Here is a 21,261-nt window from a genome sequence, read left to right as displayed (position 1 = left end):
GATGAACGAGACCGTGAACCTCAAGACGCTCTACGCTTCCGACAAGCCGCTGACGCTGGCGATCATGGCTATGGGCGGCCAGGGCGGCGGCGTGCTGGCCGACTGGGTCGTCGGCCTTGCCGAGGAGCAGGGCTGGATGGCGCAGTCGACCTCGGTGCCGGGCGTTGCCCAGCGCACCGGCGCGACGATCTATTATATCGAGATGCTGCCCGCTCGCGACGGCGTGTCGCCGATCTTCTCGCTGATGCCGACGCCCGGCGATGTTGATGTCGTGCTGGCCGCTGAACTGATGGAAGCCGGACGCTCCGTACTGCGCGGTCTGGTGACGCCGGACAAGACCACGCTGATCGCCTCGACGCACCGTTCTTTCGCCGTCGGCGAGAAGGAGAAGCCGGGCGACGGCATCGGCGATCCAACCGTGGTGGTCGGCGCGACCGATTTCGCTGCCAAACGCACCATCGCCTTCGACATGGATACGCTGGCGACGAAAAACGGCAGCGTCATCTCTGCCTCGATGTTCGGCGCGCTTGCGGCTGCCGATGTGCTGCCTTTCCCGAAGGATGCCTTCGAGGCGACCATTCGTGGTGGCGGCAAGGGCGTTGAACCCAGCCTGCGCGCCTTCAATGCCGCCTATGAGCGGGCGAAAACCAAGCCGCGCGACGAAGTGGTCGCCCTGCCGCCGAAGCGTTTCGATACGATGCCGGAAACCGCCGGCCATCCGGATCTCGATCGTCTCGTCCATCGCATGCGCGCAGAATTTCCGGAGGTCGCCTGGCCACTGCTGTTTGCAGGCGTCAAGAAGCTCACGGATTTCCAGGATCCGGCTTACGCGGCCGAATATCTCGATCGGGTTGGCAAACTCCACGCACTCGACCGTGTCAATGGCGGCGAGGATCGCGACTATGCTTTCACCGTCCAGTCGGCGAAATACGTCGCCGTCGCCATGGCCTATGACGATGTCATCCGCGTCGCGGACCTCAAGACTCGCGGCACCCGCTTCAATCGGGTCGCCAAGGAAGTCGGCGTCAAGCAGGACCAGATCCTCTATATGACCGAATACATGCATCCGCGCATGGAAGAGGTCGTGGGGACCATGCCGAAGCGGCTAGGTCTCTGGGTTGAAAGCCGCCCGAAGATCTTTGCCTGGCTCGATCGCCGCATCAACAAGGGCCGTCGTGTGCAGACCGGCACGCTCTTCTGGTTCCTGACGCTTTATACGCTGGCAGCGTTGCGGCGCATACGACGTGGCACGCTCCGGCACCTGCGCGAGACCGAACATCGCGAGGCCTGGCTCAATACCGCGACGTCGTTTCTTTCGAGAAATTACGATCTCGCGGTCGAGGTGCTCAACAACCGCCGTCTGGTGAAGGGTTATTCCGACACCCATGCGCGTGGGCTTTCGAAGTTCGACCGGGTGATGTCGGCGCTGACGACCTTGGCGGACCGCGAAGACGGTGCTGCCTGGATGAAGCGCCTGCGCCAGGCGGCCCTTCTGGACGAAAGCGGCATTGCTCTCGACGGCGCTTTGAAGACGGTCTCCACGCTTTAGGTTTTAAGGATAAAGACACATTATAGCCGCGATCCCGTTGCTTTTGCTGCGCATCTGACTGAAGTCTAGACACCCAGTTTTTGCAAGTACCGGCAGCCCACATGGAATCCACGGATCGTCAGCCAAGTCGCTTTCGAGACATTCTTGAGACGTACCGTCCTTACCTCATCGCCGTTGCGGCGCTGGCGGTTTTCGCATTCACGACTTTTGCAATCTACAACCTCACGACTGAGGTCAGCTATGACGATGTTATCGAGGCGCTCGCCAACACGCGTTTATCCTCGATCGGGCTTGCGGTTTTCTTCACGGCCCTGAGCTTCGCGGCACTGGTCGGATACGACGTGAACGCGATTACCTATATCGGCCGTTCGTTGCCGTTCGTGCCCGTCGCGATAACGGCCTTCAGTGCTTACGCGGTCGGCAACACGGCCGGCTTTGGAGCGCTCAGCGGCGGGGCCATCCGGTTCCGCGCCTATTCGCGCCTGGGGCTTTCGCCGGACGATATCGGTCGCGTCATCGCATTCGTGACACTTGCCTTCGGCATCGGGCTTCTGGCGGTCACGGCGCTCGCATCGCTGGTCACCGCGCCGAGGATCGGCGCCCTCCTCGATATCGACGGCGATTGGGTGCGCGCCGGTGCAATCGTGATCATCATCGTGCTCACTGCAGTCCTGATCCTCGGGCGAGACGGACGAACGGTCTCGGTCGGAAGCTTGAGCATCCGTCTGCCGGATAGCCGCACGTCCTCACAGCAGTTCCTGATCACCGCGCTCGACATCGCCGCCTCGGCCTCGGTTCTCTACGTGCTCCTGCCGCAGACGGAAATTGGCTGGCCATCCTTCCTGGCGATCTATGCGACCGCCGTGGGCCTGGGTGTCCTCAGCCATGTGCCAGCCGGTCTCGGCGTCTTCGAGACGGTGATCGTAGCGGCACTCGGCAATCGGGTCAGCCTTGACGAAGTGCTCGGCAGTCTCGTTCTCTACCGGGTTATCTATCACGTCCTGCCGTTGCTCATCGCTACGCTGATGGTGATTGGCGTCGAAGTTCGCCAGCTTGCCCATCATCCCGTTGCCTCGACGCTTCGCAAGCTCGAATTCCGTCTCGCGCCGCCGCTTCTGGCGACGTTCTCGATGATCGCCGGCGCCATGCTGATCTTCTCGAGCGTGACGCCGACACCGGATTCCGATATCAATTTCCTCGGGAACTACCTGCCGCTGCCGGTGTTCGAAGGCGCGCATTTCCTTTCTAGCATTCTAGGCCTGCTGCTGTTCGTCACGGCGCGCGGCATCGGCCAGCGGCTGGACGGTGCGTGGTGGGCCGCCATGGTCTGCACCGCCTTGGCCCTGGTTTTGGCCTTCATGCGGGCGCTCGCGCTTTTCGAGGCATCGTTCCTGATTATCCTGCTGATCGGCCTGTTCCTCAGCGCCAGGCAGTTCAAGCGCCGGGCGTCGCTGTTCGGGCAGGTGCTGTCGCCGAGCTGGATCGCGGCCATGCTCATCGTCGTCGCCGCGGCGATCACGGTCCTGCTTTTCGTCTATCGCGAAGTGGACTACAGCCGCGAACTCTGGTGGCAGTTCGAATTTTCCGAGGAAGCGCCGCGCGGCTTGCGTGCAGTCCTTGGCCTTGCGATTTTCGCCGCCACAATCTCCCTGTTCAGTCTTTTGCGGCCGGCGGTCCGACGTTCGGCTCTGTCCACGGCGGACGATCTGGAGCGGGCAATCCGGCTCGTCATGGCTCACGACAATGCGGATGCCAACCTTGTGCGGATGGGCGACAAGCGGCTGATGTTCTCAGAGAGCGGCAATGCCTTCCTCATGTATGGCATCCAGGGGCGCTCCTGGATCGCGCTTTTCGATCCGGTTGGACCGCAGGAGGAGATGGCGGATCTCGTCTGGCGTTTCGTCGAGGAAGCCCGCGCCCAGGGTGGTCGCGCCGTGCTCTATCAGATTTCGCCCGGGCTTCTTTCACATTGCGCCGATGCGGGGCTGAGGGCCTTCAAGCTTGGTGAATTGGCGATCGTCGACCTGTCCCGCTTCGACCTCAAGGGCGGCCGGCTGGCCGGGCTTCGCCAGGCCGTCAACAAGGGTGCGCGCGAAGGGCTGGAGTTTTCCGTCATCGAGCAGCCGGATGTGATGGCACATGTCGAAGAACTCCGGCGCGTGTCGGATGCCTGGCTGGAGGATCACAATACGCGTGAGAAGACTTTTTCGCTCGGCGCTTTCCGGGATGATTATGTCAGCGCCCAGCCGGTCGCGACCCTCAGGAAGGACGGCCGCATCGTCGCCTTCGCAACGCTATCGCTCACCGACACGAAGTATGAAGGCACCGTCGACCTGATGCGCTTTATGCCGGACGCGCCGAAAGGCTCGATGGATTTCCTGTTCGTGAAGATCATGGAATATCTCCGCGATGCCGGTTATGGACATTTCAATCTCGGCATGGCGCCGCTTTCCGGCATGTCCACACGCGAGGCTGCGCTTGCCTGGGACCGGATTGGCAGCGTTGTCTTCGAGCACGGCGAACGGTACTACAATTTCAAAGGGTTAAAGGCTTTCAAGTCGAAGTTCCATCCCGTCTGGGAGCCGCGTTACCTGGCTGTGGCAGGGGGCGTCAGCCCCGCCATCGTGATGATGGACGCAACGCTCCTGATTGGCGGCGGCTTGAGAGGAGTGGTTGGTAAATGATGTTTCTGCGTTCCTTTTTTGTCGCGCTTGCCGCTCTGTTGTGCGGCGCCTTGACGGCTGCCGCCCAGGATCAGCAGGACTATCATACAGGCCTGATCCCGCAGCCGCGTATCCTCGTGCCGAACAACGGCAGCGAGCTCGAAGGCATCGTTTTCCTGATTTCCGGCGGACAGGGTTGGGGGGCGCGGGAGGATACCGAGGCGCAGAAGCTGCTCGCCGCCGGTGCGGCCGTGGTCGGCATCGATTTCCCCTCCTATATCAAGTCGCTCGGCGCCGATGACGGCGAATGCGTCTATATGGTTTCCGATATCGAGGACGTTTCGCAGCAGGTGCAGCGGCGGATCGGCAACCCGCAATATCGTCACCCGATCGTCGCCGGCATCGGCGAGGGCGGTGCATTGGCGCTTGCGATGATCTCCCAGAGCCCGAATGCGACGATCGACGAGGCCATTGCCGTCGATCCGCTGGCAGGCGTCCCGCTTGCGAAGGAACTCTGCACGCCGGCCTCCAAGCAGAAAGTCGGTGATCGCACGGTTTATGGTTTTGACGACGGTGCTCTGCCGGCTGCTGTGACAATCATTTCCACCGCTACAGCCGATGCAGCCGGCAAGGCACATGGCCTTCGCCTGAAACAGGATCATCCCGAGGTCGAGCTCAGCAATTCGAGCGAGACTTCCGATGTGGCACTCTCACAGGCGCTTGCCGCTCGCATCACGGCTACCGGCCGTACCAACCAGCCGCTCGACCTGCCGCTGACTGTACTTCAAGCCAAGCCGGCGATGAACACGATGGCGGTGATCTTCTCCGGCGATGGCGGATGGCGCGACCTCGATAGCGAAGTAGGAGGCTATCTGCAATCGCAGGGAATTCCGACGATAGGCCTGGATTCGCTGCGATATTTCTGGTCCGAACGCACGCCGCAGACGACTGCGGACGATCTGGCCAAGATCATCGAATATTATCGCCGGCAATGGGGCGTTCAGAATGTCTTGCTGGTCGGCTATTCGTTTGGCGCCGATGTGCTGCCGGCCGCCTACAACCTCCTGCCGACCTCAGACCGGGTGCGAGTGAAGCAGATCACGCTGCTCGGCCTGTCGAAGGAGGTGGATTACGAGATTTCCGTGACCGGCTGGCTCGGCGTGGCAGGCGACGGCAAGGGGGGCGATCCGATGGCCGACATCGTCAAGATCGATCCGAAGCTCATCCAATGCGTCTACGGCACCGACGAGGATGACGATCCCTGCCCGACGCTGAAGGACAAGGGCGTCGAGGTGGTGCCGATCGAGGGCGGACATCATTTCGACGAGAACTACCAGGCGCTCGGCAAACGCATCCGCGACAGCCTGCAGACCCGGCTTTCGAAATAGACCGGTCAGATCTCGTGCTTGCGGATGTTGAGGAGGATCTTGTGCAGCGTGCCCGTGAAGGCGCGGTATTCCTCCTCGTCGATGCCGTCGAACATCCGCAGCAATGAATCGTACATGGTCGGCCAGAAGCGCCCAAAGGCGGCACGGCCTTCCTCGGTGATCGTCACATCACGGATGCGCATGTCCTCGGCACGCGGCGTGCGGCGAATGTAACCCTGGTCTTCGAGGGAATCGAGCGTGCGGCTCATGGTCGACTGTTCGATGACGGCGAAGACGGAAAGCTCGTTGATCGTGAGCGAAGCAGAGACGCTGAGGACCGCAAGCGTGCGCATCTTGGCCGTCGACAAGTCGTATTCGCGCAACTCCTCCGCCATGTTGGAATTCCAGCGGGAGATGATGCGGTTCATCAGATAGGGTGCGAAATGGTTGAGGCCGATCTCGCCCATGGTCGGTCGATTTTCCTGATCGCCCTCCTGATGCCAGCGCAGCACCACACCTGAAAACCGTTCCGCCATGAAATCCATGTCTCCTAGACCACGTCGTTTCAACGCAACGACGATGCGAGCAGAAAGCCGGAGCCGCCGGCAAGCCCCGGTCCCGGATGGGTCGAGGCGCCGATATGATAAAGGCCCGGCACGTGGGTGCGGTGGTTAACAGACGACTTGAGGGGCCGCCAGAGGAAAAACTGGTCGAGCCCGCAGAAGCCGCCATAGGGATCGCCGCCGACGAGGTTCATGTTCATCGCCTCCAGATCGGCCGGAGAATAGGCCCGGCGGGCGAGTTTTATCTCGGCAAAATTCTCGATGTGGCGGGAAAGCAGAGCCTCGATGCGATCGGCATAAAGTTCGCGCAGCTCGTCGGTCCAGCGACCGTCGGCAGGTGTGGCGATCTCACCGGCCGCATCGCCCTTGATGAAGCGCGGCGCTTCGGGAAGCTGCAGCCAGAGTATCGACTTGCCGTCCGGCGCGCGCGACGGATCGAAGCTGGCGGGCTGGCCGACGCAAACGGTCGGCTCGGCAGGCAACAGCCCGCGTTCGCATTCATTGGTGGCGCGCGAGACGCCATCGAGGCCGGCTGTCAGGTGCAGCAGCGCCACCTTGCCGAGTTCCGGATCGCCCTTCCAGCGCGGCGGCGCGGAAAGGGCGTAGTGGATCTGCATATTGCCTTTGCCATAACGGTAGCGTGCGACGCTTTCCGTTATGTCTGCGGGGGCGGGCTGCGGCCAGTCCTTCAGCAGTCGGTCATAGATCTGGTTTGGCGTCGTGGAGCAGACGACACCGGATACGGCGTCGATGGTCTCGCCGCCTGCCAGCCGCACGCCGGCGGCCTTGTTATCGGGGCCGGGAAGGATGCGTTCGACATCCGCGCCAGGGCGGATCGCGCCGCCCTGATCCGTGATCAGCCGTTCGAAGGCAGTGACGAGGTTAGCCGCGCCGCCTTTGACGATCGGGCAACCCGCGAGTTCGATTGCAAAACCGATGACCTTAACCATTTCGGCCGAATAGGCGCTTTCCGGCGCAAGGCCGCAATGCAGGACCCAGGGCGCCCAGAGTGCGTGAGCGGCTTCAGACTTGTAGGTGGTTTCGAGATAGCCGCGCGCTGGTGTCAGTGCATCGCCGAACCAGGCAGCGAGTTGGCGCAGGCCCTTGCCCCATCCCTGTCTGGCGACGGTTTTCAGCGTCGTGCCGGACCAGAGTGCGCCGCCGAGCAGAGAGAACAGGAAGGCCGCATCGGCGCCAAGCGCATTGATTTCCTTGTCGAACGTCTTGCCGTCGCCGGCCGCGAGTGCCTCGAAGGTTGCGATATTGCGCTGGCGATCTTTTGAGAAGATGACGGAGGAGCCGTCCGGGCGCAGCACGCCGGTCGGCAGGTCGGCATGGGCGAATTCGAGGCCGCGGGCTTCAAGATCCTTGCCGAGCGCGCCGTAGGCGGGCGAGGTCAGGAACAGCACCATGGTGGTGGCCATCACGTCGTGGATGAAGCCGGGCTCGGTGATTTCATCCGTGTACAGGCAGCCGCCGATGCGGCCGCTGCGCTCCAGAACGAGGACCTTTTTGCCCTTCTTGCCGAGCATGGCGGCGGCCACGAGCGCGTTGATGCCGCTGCCGACGATGATGTAGTCAAAATCCGCCATGTCGCCCGTCTTCCTGCTGGATACGGAAAGAGCCGGAACCTTCCGGTCCGGCCCTTCGATCGGATCAGGAGATCAGCGCAAGGGCGCGGACCGGCGAGCCGGTGCCCTTGACGAGCTTCAGCGGGGCGGCGATCAGCACGGCGCCCTTCGGCGGCAGCTGGTCGAGGTTAGACAGCGATGCGAGGCCATATTTACCCGCGCCATGCATGAGGTTATGGGCCGGGAAGGGCGGGTTCATGCCGCCGGCCGAACCGGCATCGGTGCCGATGGTTTCCTGGCCCCAGCCGATGATGTCTTTCGAAATCAGGTATTGGATCGCTTCGGCGGTCGGGCCGGGGGAATGCGGGCCGTTCTCGTCTGCATTCAGGAAGGTTTCAGTCGAGCCGTTGCGCTTGTACCAGTCGGAGCGCATCAGCACCCAGCTGCCGGCCTCGATCGCGCCGTGCTCGGCTTCCCATTCCTTGATGCTGTCGACGGTCAGCAGATAGTCCGGGTTTTCTGCCGCTTCCTTGGAGCGGTCGATGACATTGACCGGCGCCACGAAATTCTGCGGTGGGATGGTGTCGGTCGTGTTGTTCGGTTTGTCCTTGCCCGTAATCCAATGACAGGGCGCATCGAAATGAGTGCCGGTGTGCTCACCGAGTTCCAGCCAGTTCCACGCCCAGAACGGACCGTCCTCGTTGTATTCGGAGATCGTGTGGACGGCGACCTTGGGCGTGTTCTTGCCGAACTGCGGCGGCAGGTAAAGAACGGGGGTATCCGGCCCGAGCGGCGCCGTCAGGTCGACGACCTTGACCGAACCGGAGAGAAGAGCGGAAGCGAGACTGGTGAGCGTTGTGGAAGACATGGTGCCGGGTTCCCCTTGAATGACCGGTTTCGTGAGCCGGGCAGCAGCCGGTTTTCCTCTCCGGATGCCGCTGAACGATGAGGAAACCTATTGCAGAAAATATGAGGATGCAAGCAATTGGGCGAGGCTGCATCGCGCAAATTTACGTGCTCGATCCCTATGGAAGAACATCGATCACTTCCGCGAGAAATAGCCTGTTGCGGAGTCGGGGAAGGGCAAGCATGAGTAGCTGTCCGGCTATCGACAGATTGCCTGTTCTTGATGCTGTTTTCAGAAAATGTATGCGTATGAATAAATAACGGGATGCGGATGAGGGTTGGTGATGGAGTGATGATCGGGCCGGTCACATGGACTTGCGAGCACCGTTCCGAATGACGGTCACAGCACGAACCTTTGACATTTCAAATATCTGCTTCTAGACGGTGGATCGGTTACAGAGGCAACATTCGAAATGGCAGAAGCAGAAGCGGTCGACGTCGATCTGGAGATCATCGTCCAGGGCGCCCATGGGCGGTCGAAGCCCGAGCTGCGCCTGTGGCTGCGGATGCTGTCGACGACCAAGCTGATCAGTCAGGAAATTCGCCGCCGCCTGCGCGCCGAGTTCGGCGCGACCCTGCCGCAGTTCGACCTGATGGCGCAGCTCTACCGCGAGAAGGACGGGCTTCGGCTTGGCGAGCTTTCCAAGCGCACCATGGTCACCAACGGCAATGTCACCGGGCTCGTCGAGAGGCTCGAAGCCGATGGTTACGTCCAACGGGTGACGCCGCAGGGCGACCGGCGCGTGACCGTGGCAAAACTTACCGAGGCGGGTGTGACACTGTTTGCGGCGATGGCCGTGGCGCACGAAGGCTGGCTGCAGGACATGATGGCGGATATCGACCCGCATGCGGTTGCTGCGCTCTGGGCGGAGATCGGCACCGTCAAGACCTCCGCCAGCAACCACCTTTCCGGCGCCGCCTTCGAATAGGCCTTGCCGCCAGCGTCAGCGCTTCTTTTCCTTGTTGAACCTCTGTTCGAGCAGATTGACCAACCGCACCATCGGCCAGAGGAAGGCGATGTAGATCAGGGCTGCGCCGATCAGCGGCGTCGGGTTGGCATAGAGCGCCTGCGCATCCGTGGCCTCCTTGAGGAGTTCCGGCAGCGCAACGGTTGAGGCGAGCGACGTGTCCTTGAACATCGAGACGCAGTTGTTGGTCATCGGCGGAATGACGATGCGGATCGCCTGCGGCAGCACGACCTTGCGCAGTGTGACGAAGAAAGGCAGGCCAAGGGCCGCCGCCGCCTCGAACTGGCCGCGCGGAATGCCCTCGATGCCGGAGCGGAAGATTTCAGCCGAATAGGCGGCCATGACGATCGAGAAGGCGAGGCCCGCGGACGTCCAGGAGGACAGGCGGATGCCGACGAACGGCAGCGCGTAGTAGATGAGGATCAGCACCACTAGCATCGGCGCGGCGCGAAAAATATCGATATAAAAAACCGTCAGGTAGCGGGCCGGCTTCGGTCCATAGAGGCGCAAAAGCGCGATCACCAGCCCGATCGGAATGCCGATGCCGATGCCCGCGACGCCGAGCAGGAAGGTGTTGATCAATCCGCGTAGCAGCGCTGGAAATGCGTCGCCGAGAACCCCGAGGTTGAAGAATGTATCGAGGAGGGTCATTTCCTGGTGCCTTTACGCTCACGAAAAAGCCGGCCGTCGCCGGCCGGCATGATTAGGGTGTGTTATCGGTAGCCGGCTCAGGGCTTCGGCAGCGGCTGTTCGACGGCGGAGGCGGATCCGGCCGCCGGATCCGAGCCGAACCACTTCTTGTGGATCGCGGCCAGCGTGCCGTCCTTCTTCATGGCGGTGATCGCGTCGTTCGCCTTGGCAAGCAGCGGGTGATCCTTGGTCATCATCAGGCCGTACTGTTCGCCGGTCTTGATGCGCACCTTGACGGCGAGGTCCTTCATCTTGAGGAAGGCGTATTCCATGCCCGGGACGTCGCTGACGGCCACATCGGCACGGCCGGCGGAGAGATCCATCAGCAGATCCTGCTGGGCGTTGTAGCTCTTGATGTCGGTGATGCCGTATTTTTCCTTGTTGTCCTTGGCCCACTTGTCGCCGGTGGAGCCTGCCAATACGCCGACGACCTTGCCCTTCAGGTCCTCGACCTTGGAAACCGTCGCTTCCTTGCGGGTGGCGATGCCCATGTCGGCATCATAATAGGGCTGGGTAAAGGACTGGCTGCCGAGGCGTTCCTTGGTGATGGTGATCGAGGAGATCGCCACATCGATGCGCTTCGAAGCGGTGGCGGCAAACAGCGCCTGGAAACCGAGATCGGAAATCTCGACCGTCATGCCGAGGCGCTTTGCCACTTCGTTGACGATATCGACTTCGAAGCCCTCGAACGTACCCGTAGACGTCTTGTATTCGAAGGGCGGATTGCTCGGATAGGAGCCAACGGCAAGCGATGCCGCGGAGGCAAAGCCGGTGCCCGCGACGGACAGCGCTGCGGCACCCGCAAGGCCAAAAAAGGCGCGGCGGAAAAGGGTCGTGGTCATGATTGCGTTCCCTCTGTTTTGGTGACCGGCGGCTGTTTTCCCTGCCGGATCGGATGCGAATTCTTCTTGATCGTTGGTAGATGAAATGACCTGAGCGAGCCCTTTCCCAAGAGCTATCCGGCGGCGTCTCATATCCTCTTTCAACGCGCCTGGAAGCGGATCGTGATGGAAAATCCGGCAAGTTTCAAGGGGAAAGATTGAAGCTTAAATCATGTCCGGAGCAGTTAATTTTTACGGCCGAACCGGACTCAAAATAGTTTAGGTTTCAACTTGTTTTTTCCTTCCGACGGTTCAATAGTGAGCCACGACCGGGGAACAGAGGCCGCCGGCAATTGTTGCGGCCCCATAGAGAAGCAGGAAACCCAGCCATGCGTTTTGCCTATTTCGCCTTTTTCGAGAATGTCGACGGAAGCCAGCTCGCCGTGAGCAAGGCGGATGTCGAGACCGCCTCCGAGATCATCAAGCTGACACCCGGGCTGACCACGGCCAACCTCTACACGCCTGAGGTCACCAAGGACATGTATAACAAGGACGAGCAGTCGCCGATCTTCGGCATGCAGCTCTATTTCAACGATCTGACCGACCTGGAAGACGCGATGGCGCCGGCCGGCCATTTGCATCAGCTTGCCGCTTCGGGCGTGCTGTCGAGCATTCGCGGGGCGAAGGGCACGCAGCAGGCCATGTATGCGCGGCATTTTCCGGTCGACGACGCCAAACTTGATGTCGCCAAGAACGGCAATCCTTGTTCCTACGTGGTTCATTATACCGGCCCGGCTGAAGACCTGAACGTGTGGATGCACCACTATGTCAGCCATCACCCGCAGGTCATGCGCACCTTTCCGGGGATCCGCAAGATCGAGGTCCTGTCACGGATCGACTGGTGCGGGTTTCTGCCCTGGGAGCGGGTCAACCACATGCAGCGCAACCGGGTGATGTTCGACAGCCCTGTCGCACTTCAGGCCGCGCTGCAATCGCCGGCGCGCATCGCCATGCGCGAGGATTTCAAGACCTTCCCGCCCTTCGAAGGCGGCAATTCCCACTTCCCGATGGAAACGCAGATCATCGTCCCTGACGGACGGTGAGACCGCTCAGAACTTTATATGGTCGCGGTCGAGATCCGCGACCGAACGGCAGCCGAGAAGCGCCATGGTGCGGCGGATTTCCTCTTCGAGGACGGTGATGGCGCGGGTGGCGCCCGCCTCGCCGCCGGCTGCGAGGCCATAAAGCGTTGCGCGGCCGGTCATCACCGCATCGGCACCGAGCGCCAAAGCCTTGACGATGTCCGTGCCGCGGCGAAAACCGCTGTCGGCAAGGATAGTGATCCTGCCCTTTAGCTTGCCCGCGATCTTCGGCAGAATGGTGATCGGCGATGGCGCGCCGTCAAGCTGGCGACCGCCGTGATTGCTGATGACGATACCATCGGCTCCCGCGTCGGCGGCCAGTTCGGCATCGCGGAGCGTCATGACGCCTTTGACGATCAGCGGCTTTTTCCAGATTTTCCGCAGGCGGCGGATATGGGTCCAATGAAGGTCCGGCTCCACCTGCTCGCGCGACCAGATGGCCGTGCGAGCGAAGGTCTGCTGGTCGGCCGGCAGAAAATCGAGCAGATTGCCGAAGGGCGGAATGCCGCGTGCCATGACCGACAATGCCCAGCGCGGATGACAGAGGATATCCAGCTTGTGACGGAAGGCCGGGTCCATGCCGGAGCGGTAGTTGCGGCGGTCCCATTCGCGGTTGCCGAAGGTCGCAGCATCGGTCGTCACCATCAGTGCCTGGCAGCCGGCTTTTTCGGCACGGCCGACCAGTTCGTCCATGAAGGCCTGCGAGCGGAAGACATAGAGCTGCATCCAGTGGGAGAGGTTGGGGATGCCGGAAAGCTCCTCGATCCGCATATTGGAGACAGTGCTCTGGGTGAAGGTGACGCCAGCCTTGGCGGCGGCTTCCGCGAGCAACCGATCTCCCTGATATTGAAACAGGCCATTGAAGCCGGTCGGTGCGACGATGAAGGGCAGCCGCATCTTACGGCCGAAGATCGTCGTCGAAAGATCCGGTATACCGACGCCGGTCAGCGTCGAGGGCCGAAATTCGATTTCCGAAAAGACTTCGCGGTTGCGGCGAAGCGTCCATTCGTCCTCGGCGCCACCCTCGAGATACTCCATGACGAAGGCCGGCAGGCGGCGTCGCGCCATGGCCTGCAGGTCGGCGATGGTGACGGCGCGGTCGACATCCCGGCCGCTGTAATATCTGCGTCCGGCGACCACCATCACTCGACCTGGTAGCCGGCTTCCGCAAGCACCGGCGACCATTCCGCATTGACGTCGTCCGGCGGCACGGCGGCGAGCAGGCTGCGGGTATAGGCGTGCTGCGGATCGGCAAACACGGTTTCAGTTCGGCCGCTTTCCACCACTTCACCGCGATACATGACCATCACCCGATCGCAGAGATAACGGACGACGGACAGGTCGTGGCTGATGAACAGCATCGAGAAGCCATGTTCGTCGCGCAGTTTCAGCAGAAGGTCGAGAAGCTGCGCCTGTACAGAGACGTCGAGGCCGGAGACGATCTCGTCGGCGACCAGGATGCGTGGCAGGGTGCAAAGCGCGCGGGCGATATTGACACGCTGCTTCTGGCCCCCCGAAAGTTGCGAGGGAAAACGCATCGCCGCATCCGGCGGCAGGCCGATTTCCTTCAACAATTCGGCGGCACGGTCCATGCGCTCGCGGGTGCTGTTGTGCAATCCGCTCGCCTCGTTCGCCTGGGTGACGATGCTGCCGATGCGCCGGCGCGGGTTGAGTGCCGATTGCGGGTCCTGGAAGACCATCTGGATGTATTCGCGGCGATAGGCCCGGTCAGCATTGCCATTGGCGGTGACGTCGCGGCCGGCCAGCGTGATCTTGCCGCCGGTCGGCGTATCGAGGCCGACGACGAGGCGGGCGAGCGAGCTCTTGCCGCTGCCGCTTTCGCCGACGATACCAACGAACTCACCCTCGCCGAGCGCGAAATCAACATTGTTGACCGCCTTGAACGCGCTGCGCTTGGCAAACGGGCTCCACGCGGTCGTATAGGCCTTGGTCAGCTTCTCGCCGTTGAGATGGATCTTGGTTGAAGCGATCTCGCGGCCGGGCGACAGCGGCGGCGGCACGATATCCGGTGTTTTTTCGGTGCGGATGCAGGCGGCGATATGGTTCGGTCCAATATCTGCCAGCGGCGGTTCGGCCCGGGTGCAGGCCTCGATCGCGTTCGGACAGCGCGAGGCGAAGCGGCAGCCCTTCAGCTCCTTCAGCACCCGCAGGCCCGGCATACGCTCGGGCAGGATGAATAGGCCGCGGCGTGGGCCGGTAATGGTCGGATTGGCGAGCTGCAGGCAACGTGTATAGGGATGCGCCGGCGCCGAGAACAGCTGTTTGGCGGGGCCGCGTTCGGCCGGGCGGCCGGCATAGAGGACCATGATCTCGTCGCTGATCTGCGAGGCGAGGCGCAGGTCGTGGGTGATGAAGATCACCGCCGTGCCATCGCGCTTCTGCATTTCGGCGATCAGCTTGACGATGCGGGCCTGGATGGTGACATCAAGTGCGGTGGTCGGTTCGTCGGCAATCAGCAGCCGCGGGCGGCTGGCAAAGGCCATTGCGATCAGAATGCGCTGGCACATGCCTCCGGAAAGCTGGTGTGGGTATTTTTCGAGCAGCGCCGCGCCATGCGGCAGATGTACGGATTCGAATTCCTTCAGCGCCCGCTCGCGCCAATGTTCGCCTGCAGCAAGGCCGATCCGCAGAAGGTGTTCCTTGATCTGCTGGCCGACCGTCAGCACCGGGTTGAGGCCGGAAAGCGGCTCCTGCGGAATAAAGGCGATGTCGCGGCCGAGCAGGCTGCGGCGACGTTCCGGCAGCATGCTCACCAGGTCCTCGCCATCGAAGGCGAGCGTACCCTTGGTGACCGCAAAGCCCTTCGGCAGGTATTGCGAGATGGTACGGCCGATCATCGACTTGCCGGCCCCGGATTCGCCGACCAGGCCAAGGATCTTGCCGGGCTCGAGCGAGAAGTTGAGATCGGTCAGGACCGGGAAGCTTTCCTTGGCTCCTACCGATTCAACGCAAAGATTTTGCGCCGAAAGAATGGGATTTTTGGCAGAGAGAATGGCCATGTCAGGTGCGCTCCGTCTGGGTCAGGCGCGTATCGAGGGTGCGGCGCAGGCCATCTCCGAGGATATTGAAACCGAAGACCGCGAAGAAGATCGCGAAGATCGGGGCGATCAGGTTGAACGGCGCCTCGTAGATGTTCTGGCGCGCATCGGCGATCATCTGGCCCCAGGCGGCCGTTTCCGAGCCGACGCTCATGCCGACGAAGGAAAGGATCGCCTCGACGATGATGGCGACGCCCATTTCGAGACTCATCAGGGTGATCAGCAGCGGCAGGGTGCCGGGCAGGATTTCGCGAGTGATGGTGCGCCAGTGCGAGAAGCCGACGAGCTGGGCGGCGGAAACATAGTCGCGCCGGCGGAGCACGATGACTTCGCTTCGCAACACGCGACAGAAGCGCGTCCAGTCGACCAGGATGATGGCGAGTACGACGTTACGCAGACCGGTGCCGAGGCCGACCATGAGGATGAGCGACAGGATGACCGGCGGGAAGGACAGCCAGATCTCGACGATGCGGCCGATCACCCAATCGACCCAGCCACCGAAATAACCGGCGACATGGGCGAAGAAGGCACCGATGATCATCGCGCCGATCGAGGCTGTAAACGCCACGGTGAGCGCCACGCGGGCGCCAAAAATCAGGCGGGAGAGGACGCAACGGCCGAGGCTGTCGGTGCCGAGCGGAAACATCGCATCGCCGCCATCGACCCACACGGGTGGCGTGAGGATCGAGAGGAGGTTCTGCTCGTTCGGATCGTTCGGCGCCAGATAAGGCGCAAAGATCGCGCAAACAGCCAGAATGAAAATGATGACGAGGCCTGTCTGGACGCGGCCGGATCTCAGCCAGAGCGGAAGCGATCGCATATCAACGCACCCTCAGTTTCGGATTGAGGATCAGGTAGAGGCTGTCGACCACGATGCTGATCACCAGAACGGCGATGCAATAGGTGAGGCCCGCACCCTGGATAATCGGCAGGTCCGCGTTGCGGATCGCGTCGACCATCAGGTTACCCATGCCCGGATAGGAATAGATGATCTCGACCAGCAGCGTGCCGCCGAACAGGAAGCCGAACTGCACGCCCATCAGGCTCAGCGTCGGGAGGATGGCGTTCTTCAGGCCATGGCGGATGAGGATGCGTTTTTCGGAAAGCCCGCGAAGCCGTGCCTGCTGGATATAATCGTCCTGATAGGCATCGAGCAGGCTGGAGCGCAGCACGCGCATCAGTGATGGCGACAGCGCGATGCCGAGCGCCAGGCAAGGCAGGATCATATGTTCCAGCGCGTTCAAGAAGGTCGAGATCTTTCCGGTGATCAGGCTGTCGAACAGCAGGAAACCGGTGACGACCGGGCGCTCGAAGCCGGGGCTGAGCCGGCCGGTGAAGGGCAGGACCTCGAAAAAGACGCCGAATATCAAGAGCAGGAACAGGCTCCAGAGGAATTCCGGAAGCGAGAGCAACAGGATGGAAAAGAAATCCATCACTGCTTCGGCGCGGGTGCCGCGCACGTAAAACAGGAAGAGGCCGCCCGCGAGGCCGAAGACGGTGGCGACCACCATGGCGATGAGGGCCAGTTCGACGGTGGCGGGCAGTGTCGAGCCGATCAGGCTTGTCACGTCCTGGCGGAAATGGATGGAGCGGCCGATATCGCCGTGGAAGAGCTTGTTCAGCCAGATGCCATACTGCTGATAGAGTGGCAGATTGAGCCCCATTTCGGTGCGCATGGCCTCCACTTCCTGGACCGTCGCATTGGGTGGCAGGGACATGGCGGCCGGATCAACCGGCAGGATGCGCAGGATGCAGAAGAGAAGCGCAGAAACAAGCAGCAGGATCGGTATCGCGGTGAGGACACGCTTTACCAAGAGCTTGGCAATGGTCGCAAACATGCGCATGCCCCGTATGACGATGTGAAGGAATGGGTCCGGGCGTACCCGGACCCCAGGATGGCGAGGTCAGCCGGTATCAGGACCAGGACATGGTGCTGCCCAGAACCCAAGCATTGCCGTACTTGACGTAGTTCAGGCTCTTCTTGCGCACCAGCGTCTGTACGCTCTGCAGGATCGGAATGTTGGCGCCTGTCTCGACAGCTTCCTGCGCGACGGCCTTATAGCCAGCAATACGCTTCTCGTAGACCGGTTCGACAAAGAGTTTGAGGATCTTGTCGCCGATCTCCGGACCCTTCCAGGCGCCGAACGGCATCTTCGGGTTCATCAGATAACCGGAGAAGATTTCCGGGTCGCCGGTGGCGTTGTCGAAGCTGTAGAGGGTAGCTTCCGGCAACTGCCCGCCGCGGTTCAGTTCGAAATACTTGGAATATTCGATCTGCTGCAGTTCGACCTTCAGGCCGACCTTCTGCCACATCTGCACCAGCGCGCGGGCGATATCGAAATCGCTCGGGAACTGGCCATTGGTGGCGGCGAGCGTGAAGGTCGCCGGCTTGTCGGCCGTGTAACCGGCATCGGCCAAAAGCTTTTTCGACAGTTCCGGATCGTACGCGAACTTGTAGTCAGGCAGGTAGCCCGGCGTGCCGGGCGTGGCCGGAACGGAGAGCGGCACGGCCGCGCCGCCATAAAAGGCCTTGGAGAGGGCTGCCTTATCGATCGCGTGATGGGCTGCAAGGCGGACGGCCATGTCCGTAAATCCCTTGTCGTTGCGCATCTGCAGGAGGATCAGACGAGTGAAGGGGTTGATTTCGGCAGTCAGGCCCTCGGTCTTGCCGAGGCGCTCGGCTTCACGCACCGGAATGTTGACCGTCAAGTCCACCTGGCCGGACTGGATGGCTGCGGTCCGTGCCGACGGATCCTTGATGATGTCAATCGTGACGCGCTTGATCTTCGGCTTGGTGCCGAAATAGTCGTCGTTGCGCTCCAGCACGATGCGCGAATTCATCTGGTAGTCGACCAGCTTGTAGGGCCCCGTGCCCACCGGCTTCTTTGCAAATTCTTCCGGGCCGACGGATTCGATGTACTTCTTCGGCACGAGATAGCTGCCGAGAAAAGCCAGCCACTGCGGCGCGGTCGGCGTCGGGACGGAGAACTTCATCACGCCGGATGTCGGCGACAGGATCTCGATGTCGGTGAGCGTGCGCCAGGAATTGGCGATGTCGAGCTTCAGGCCGGATTTGATACGATCGACGAAGGTATATTTGAAGTCCTCCATCGTCATCGGATCGCCGTTATGGAACTTCACGTCGCTGCGGATCTCGAAGGGCATCGAAAGACCGTCCGGCTTCAGTTCCCATTTGGTGATGAGGTTGCCGATGAGCTTCAGGTCCGGCGACTGATCGAGCGGCTGGTCGAAGACCATCTTGAAGAGCGGCTGCGCGTCCGGAACGAAGCGAAGGTTCGGGTCCCAGGACGGCACGTCGGACGGCCAGCCGATGGTGACGTTGTCGGTATCTGCAGCGAAGGCGATTGTGGCCTGCGAAAGCACGGAGCCGCTGACCGCGGCAAGGCCGAGCATCTGCAGGAGATTTCTGCGGTCGATTTCAAAAGTCATGACGATCCCTCTGGTTCTGCCCGTCGATCGCGACCGACGGACCTGCGGCGGTTGGTGAAACGCAAGCCTGCAATCCTGCCAGGGGCTTCTGTTGATTTTCGATGCCGCTTTTTGCGGTCGTCCCCTTAACAATCGAGGGGATCGTAGAACGAGGTATAAATTACTTCAAGCCTAAAATTTCTTATCGTCGGAAATTGAGAATTCCATCGACTTCTGCGTGTGGAGGGCCGGTAGTGCCGGGCTTTTGGTTGCCTTCAGGTTGAGAATTTGATGAGACACGATCACTGACGGAGCAAGCTGAAACCCGGCTTCGCAAAAACCCGTTGACGTTCTTTCCGATTATTTTATGCTTAAAATGTCTTTTAGGAAAATGACGCCTCAACGCGACTGAAAGAGGGATGCTCATGATCGATCCGCATTGTCATTCCAGCAGCATCATGGTGGAGCGCCCGGCGGCGGTCGCCTTCGAACTGATGTCGGACGGGCTGAAACAGGGCCAGTGGGCATGGGGCAGCCTCAATCGCATAGAGGTGGAGCCCGGCCTCTTCTGCGGCACCTCGACCTTTTCTGGAAAACAGACATTCGTGCGGCTCAATGTCGATCGTGCCCGCTTCCAGGTAGATTACGAAGTGGGTGCGGCCAAGGAAGCCATGCAGTTCCGCAATATGTCTCGCGTCATCCCGGGCGAACTGCTGCGCATGGGGCCGGACAAGTGCGTGGTGACGTTGCTGACCTGGCGGCTGGAGACGCAGACGGATGCGGAATGGATCCAGTTCGGCACGATCCACGAGGCCGAGATGTTCCTGATCAAGGGCATTCTGGAACGGGCATAAGGACAGAGTCATGCATTCTCCCTATCTCCTATTCGAGAACCAGGCGCTGAAGAACCCAAACGCGCCGATGCTGATCGCGCCGGCCAGCGCCAAACTGCCTTATGCGCCCAAGGGCTTTCGCCACAGCTACGGCGACGTTTTCGCCCGCGTCGGTCTTCTGAAGCAGAAGTTCGCGGCGGCAGGATATGGGATCGGGGGCCGTGTCGCCCTCCTCCTCGAAAACCGTCCGGAATTCTTCGACTACTGGCTGGCGCTGAACGCGATCGGCGTCTCGATCGTGCCGGTCAATCCCGATTTGCGCCGCGACGAATTGCTCTTTCAGCTCGATATGGCCGAGGCTTCGCTGATGGTGGTGATCCGCGAGCGGCTGGATGATCTGCAGGATGTATCGCCCGGCAAAGTGACGGTGATCGCTGCCGGTGACGACATTCCGCCTTCGCCTGAATCACGCGAGGCACGGCCCGGCGGCCCGGATGCCGAATGCGCGCTGCTGTTCACCTCCGGCAGCACCGGCAAGCCCAAGGGCTGCATCCTTTCGAACATCTATTTCATCGGCATCGCCGAATGGTACACGACGCAGGGCGGCATCGCCGAGATGGGCGAGGGAGCCGAAGTGGCGCTGACGCCGTTGCCGATGTTCCACATGAATGCGCTCGGCTGTACGGCCGTCGGCATGATCATGAAGGGCGGCGCAATCGTGCCGCTCGACCGGTTCCATTCGAGCAGCTGGTGGGCGTCCATCGCTGATTCCGGCGCGACGATCATCCATTGCCTCGGCGTCATCCCGGCGATCCTGCTGCAGCTCCCGGCCGTCGACGCGGAGCGGGCACACAAGGTGAAATTCGCGCTGGGACCGGGCGTCGATGCCCGTCACAAGATCGAATTCGAGAAGCGCTACGGCATCCCGATCGTCGAAGCCTGGGCGATGACCGAAACCGGCGGCCGGGCGGTAACCACCACCGCGGCGGACGACTATACGCCGGGCCTGCGCTGCATCGGTCGGCCGCGTGCCGGCATGGATTTTCGGATCGTCGACGATGCGGGGAACGACGCGGAGCTCGGCAAGCCGGGTGAACTGCTGGTGCGTGCCCAAGGTGCGAACCCGCGCGACGGCTTCTTCAGCGGCTATTTGAAGGACGAAAAGGCGACCGAGAAGGCTTGGGAAGGCGGCTGGTTCCATACCGGCGACGTCGTTTATGCCGACGAGAACGGACTTCTCTATTTCTTCGACCGCAAGAAGAGCATCGTACGGCGCAGCGGCGAGAACATCGCGGTGCTGGAAGTGGAGGCGGCCCTTGCCAAGGATCCGGCGGTCAAGGCTTCGGCGGTAACGCCAGTGCCGGACGAGCTGCGCGGCGAGGAGGTTTTCGCCTTCATCGTCGAAAGCGAGACCGCCGGTGCGGGCGAGCCGGCCGAAAAGGCGAAGCGGATCATCGAGGCCGCCGGCGCCCATATCGCCTACCACAAACTGCCCGGCTACGTGGTCTTCATCGACAGGCTGCCGGTGAGTTCGACCCAGAAGCTGCAGCGCGGCGAGATCAAGACGATGGCGGCAAAGGCGGTCGAGGACGGTTCGGCAATCGACCTCAGGAAGCTGAAGGCATCCATCCGCAAGGCCGGATGAACTCCTCTACGATTCTCCGTCGATTCTGATATACTATAAATCACAGCTTAAATCC

17 protein-coding genes are annotated in these 21,261 nt (G+C 61.5%); 7 read left to right on the top strand and 10 right to left on the bottom strand.

Going from position 1 to position 21,261, the window contains the following annotated elements:
• Position 1 precedes the first annotated feature (1 nt).
• From RG540_RS19250 to RG540_RS19240, 3 genes are all read left to right on the top strand, one after another.
• Positions 2-1,549 (top strand): indolepyruvate oxidoreductase subunit beta family protein, encoded by a 1,548-nt coding sequence (locus tag RG540_RS19250; RefSeq protein WP_051909527.1) that lies wholly within the window; start codon positions 2-4, stop codon positions 1,547-1,549.
• Between the two features lie 101 nt (positions 1,550-1,650).
• Positions 1,651-4,233: a bifunctional lysylphosphatidylglycerol flippase/synthetase MprF gene (mprF, locus tag RG540_RS19245; protein ID WP_038591242.1), complete on the top strand. Its 2,583-nt coding sequence runs from the start codon at positions 1,651-1,653 to the stop codon at positions 4,231-4,233.
• Positions 4,230-5,600 (top strand): AcvB/VirJ family lysyl-phosphatidylglycerol hydrolase, encoded by a 1,371-nt coding sequence (locus tag RG540_RS19240; RefSeq protein WP_038591240.1) that lies wholly within the window; start codon positions 4,230-4,232, stop codon positions 5,598-5,600. Before mprF ends, RG540_RS19240 begins: the two co-directional genes overlap by 4 nt.
• Positions 5,601-5,605: 5 nt before the next feature.
• Here RG540_RS19240 and RG540_RS19235 read toward each other — a convergent pair whose 3' ends face one another.
• The 3 genes from RG540_RS19235 to RG540_RS19225 all read right to left on the bottom strand — a co-directional run bounded on the left by RG540_RS19235 (position 5,606) and on the right by RG540_RS19225 (position 8,581).
• A complete protein-coding gene (locus RG540_RS19235) occupies positions 5,606-6,115 on the bottom strand; it encodes a MarR family winged helix-turn-helix transcriptional regulator (RefSeq protein ID WP_038549831.1) in 510 nt (169 codons plus the stop codon).
• A gap of 29 nt (positions 6,116-6,144) precedes the next feature.
• A complete protein-coding gene (locus RG540_RS19230; protein WP_038591237.1) occupies positions 6,145-7,734 on the bottom strand; it encodes a phytoene desaturase family protein in 1,590 nt (529 codons plus the stop codon).
• A gap of 64 nt (positions 7,735-7,798) precedes the next feature.
• The gene (locus tag RG540_RS19225) at positions 7,799-8,581 is read right to left on the bottom strand and encodes a cyclase family protein (RefSeq protein ID WP_038591235.1); all 783 of its coding nucleotides are present in this window, start codon (positions 8,579-8,581) and stop codon (positions 7,799-7,801) included.
• A gap of 451 nt (positions 8,582-9,032) precedes the next feature.
• Here RG540_RS19225 and RG540_RS19220 point away from each other — a divergent pair, with 451 nt between their 5' ends.
• On the top strand, positions 9,033-9,548 hold the full coding sequence (locus RG540_RS19220) for a MarR family winged helix-turn-helix transcriptional regulator (protein ID WP_038591232.1): 516 nt from the start codon (positions 9,033-9,035) through the stop codon (positions 9,546-9,548).
• Between the two features lie 15 nt (positions 9,549-9,563).
• Here the strand turns inward: RG540_RS19220 and RG540_RS19215 are convergent, their stop codons facing one another.
• Complete coding sequence (locus RG540_RS19215; RefSeq protein WP_038591229.1) at positions 9,564-10,238, bottom strand: amino acid ABC transporter permease; 675 nt, start codon at positions 10,236-10,238, stop codon at positions 9,564-9,566.
• A 77-nt stretch (positions 10,239-10,315) separates the two neighbouring features.
• Complete coding sequence (locus RG540_RS19210; protein WP_038591226.1) at positions 10,316-11,119, bottom strand: ABC transporter substrate-binding protein; 804 nt, start codon at positions 11,117-11,119, stop codon at positions 10,316-10,318.
• Positions 11,120-11,487: 368 nt separating this feature from the next.
• Between RG540_RS19210 and RG540_RS19205 the strand changes: the two genes are divergently transcribed.
• Entirely contained in the window at positions 11,488-12,201 is a 714-nt protein-coding gene (locus RG540_RS19205; RefSeq protein ID WP_038591223.1) for a hypothetical protein, read from the top strand.
• 6 nt (positions 12,202-12,207) lie between these two features.
• On the opposite strand, the gene RG540_RS19200 is transcribed toward RG540_RS19205, so the two are convergent.
• The 5 genes from RG540_RS19200 to RG540_RS19180 form a co-directional block, all read right to left on the bottom strand.
• Entirely contained in the window at positions 12,208-13,383 is a 1,176-nt protein-coding gene (locus RG540_RS19200; protein WP_038591220.1) for an alpha-hydroxy acid oxidase, read from the bottom strand.
• Positions 13,383-15,260 (bottom strand): dipeptide ABC transporter ATP-binding protein, encoded by a 1,878-nt coding sequence (locus RG540_RS19195; RefSeq protein WP_038591217.1) that lies wholly within the window; start codon positions 15,258-15,260, stop codon positions 13,383-13,385. The genes RG540_RS19200 and RG540_RS19195 overlap by 1 nt, the downstream gene beginning before the upstream one ends.
• Position 15,261: 1 nt before the next feature.
• Positions 15,262-16,119, bottom strand: coding sequence for an ABC transporter permease (locus RG540_RS19190; protein WP_038591214.1), 858 nt, complete (start codon positions 16,117-16,119; stop codon positions 15,262-15,264).
• Position 16,120: 1 nt separating this feature from the next.
• Positions 16,121-17,137, bottom strand: a complete 1,017-nt coding sequence (locus RG540_RS19185) for an ABC transporter permease (protein ID WP_038594281.1) — start codon at positions 17,135-17,137, stop codon at positions 16,121-16,123.
• A 76-nt stretch (positions 17,138-17,213) separates the two neighbouring features.
• Positions 17,214-18,749: an ABC transporter substrate-binding protein gene (locus tag RG540_RS19180; RefSeq protein WP_038591211.1), complete on the bottom strand. Its 1,536-nt coding sequence runs from the start codon at positions 18,747-18,749 to the stop codon at positions 17,214-17,216.
• A gap of 404 nt (positions 18,750-19,153) precedes the next feature.
• Between RG540_RS19180 and RG540_RS19175 the strand changes: the two genes are divergently transcribed.
• Positions 19,154-19,582, top strand: coding sequence for a hypothetical protein (locus tag RG540_RS19175; protein WP_038594277.1), 429 nt, complete (start codon positions 19,154-19,156; stop codon positions 19,580-19,582).
• Between the two features lie 10 nt (positions 19,583-19,592).
• A complete protein-coding gene (locus tag RG540_RS19170) occupies positions 19,593-21,206 on the top strand; it encodes an AMP-binding protein (RefSeq protein ID WP_038591208.1) in 1,614 nt (537 codons plus the stop codon).
• Positions 21,207-21,261: the final 55 nt, after the last annotated feature.

Source organism: Neorhizobium galegae bv. orientalis str. HAMBI 540 (genome assembly GCF_000731315.1).
GTDB classification, from domain to species: Bacteria; Pseudomonadota; Alphaproteobacteria; order Rhizobiales; family Rhizobiaceae; genus Neorhizobium; species Neorhizobium galegae.
This window is presented reverse-complemented; position numbering and strand designations above follow the sequence as displayed.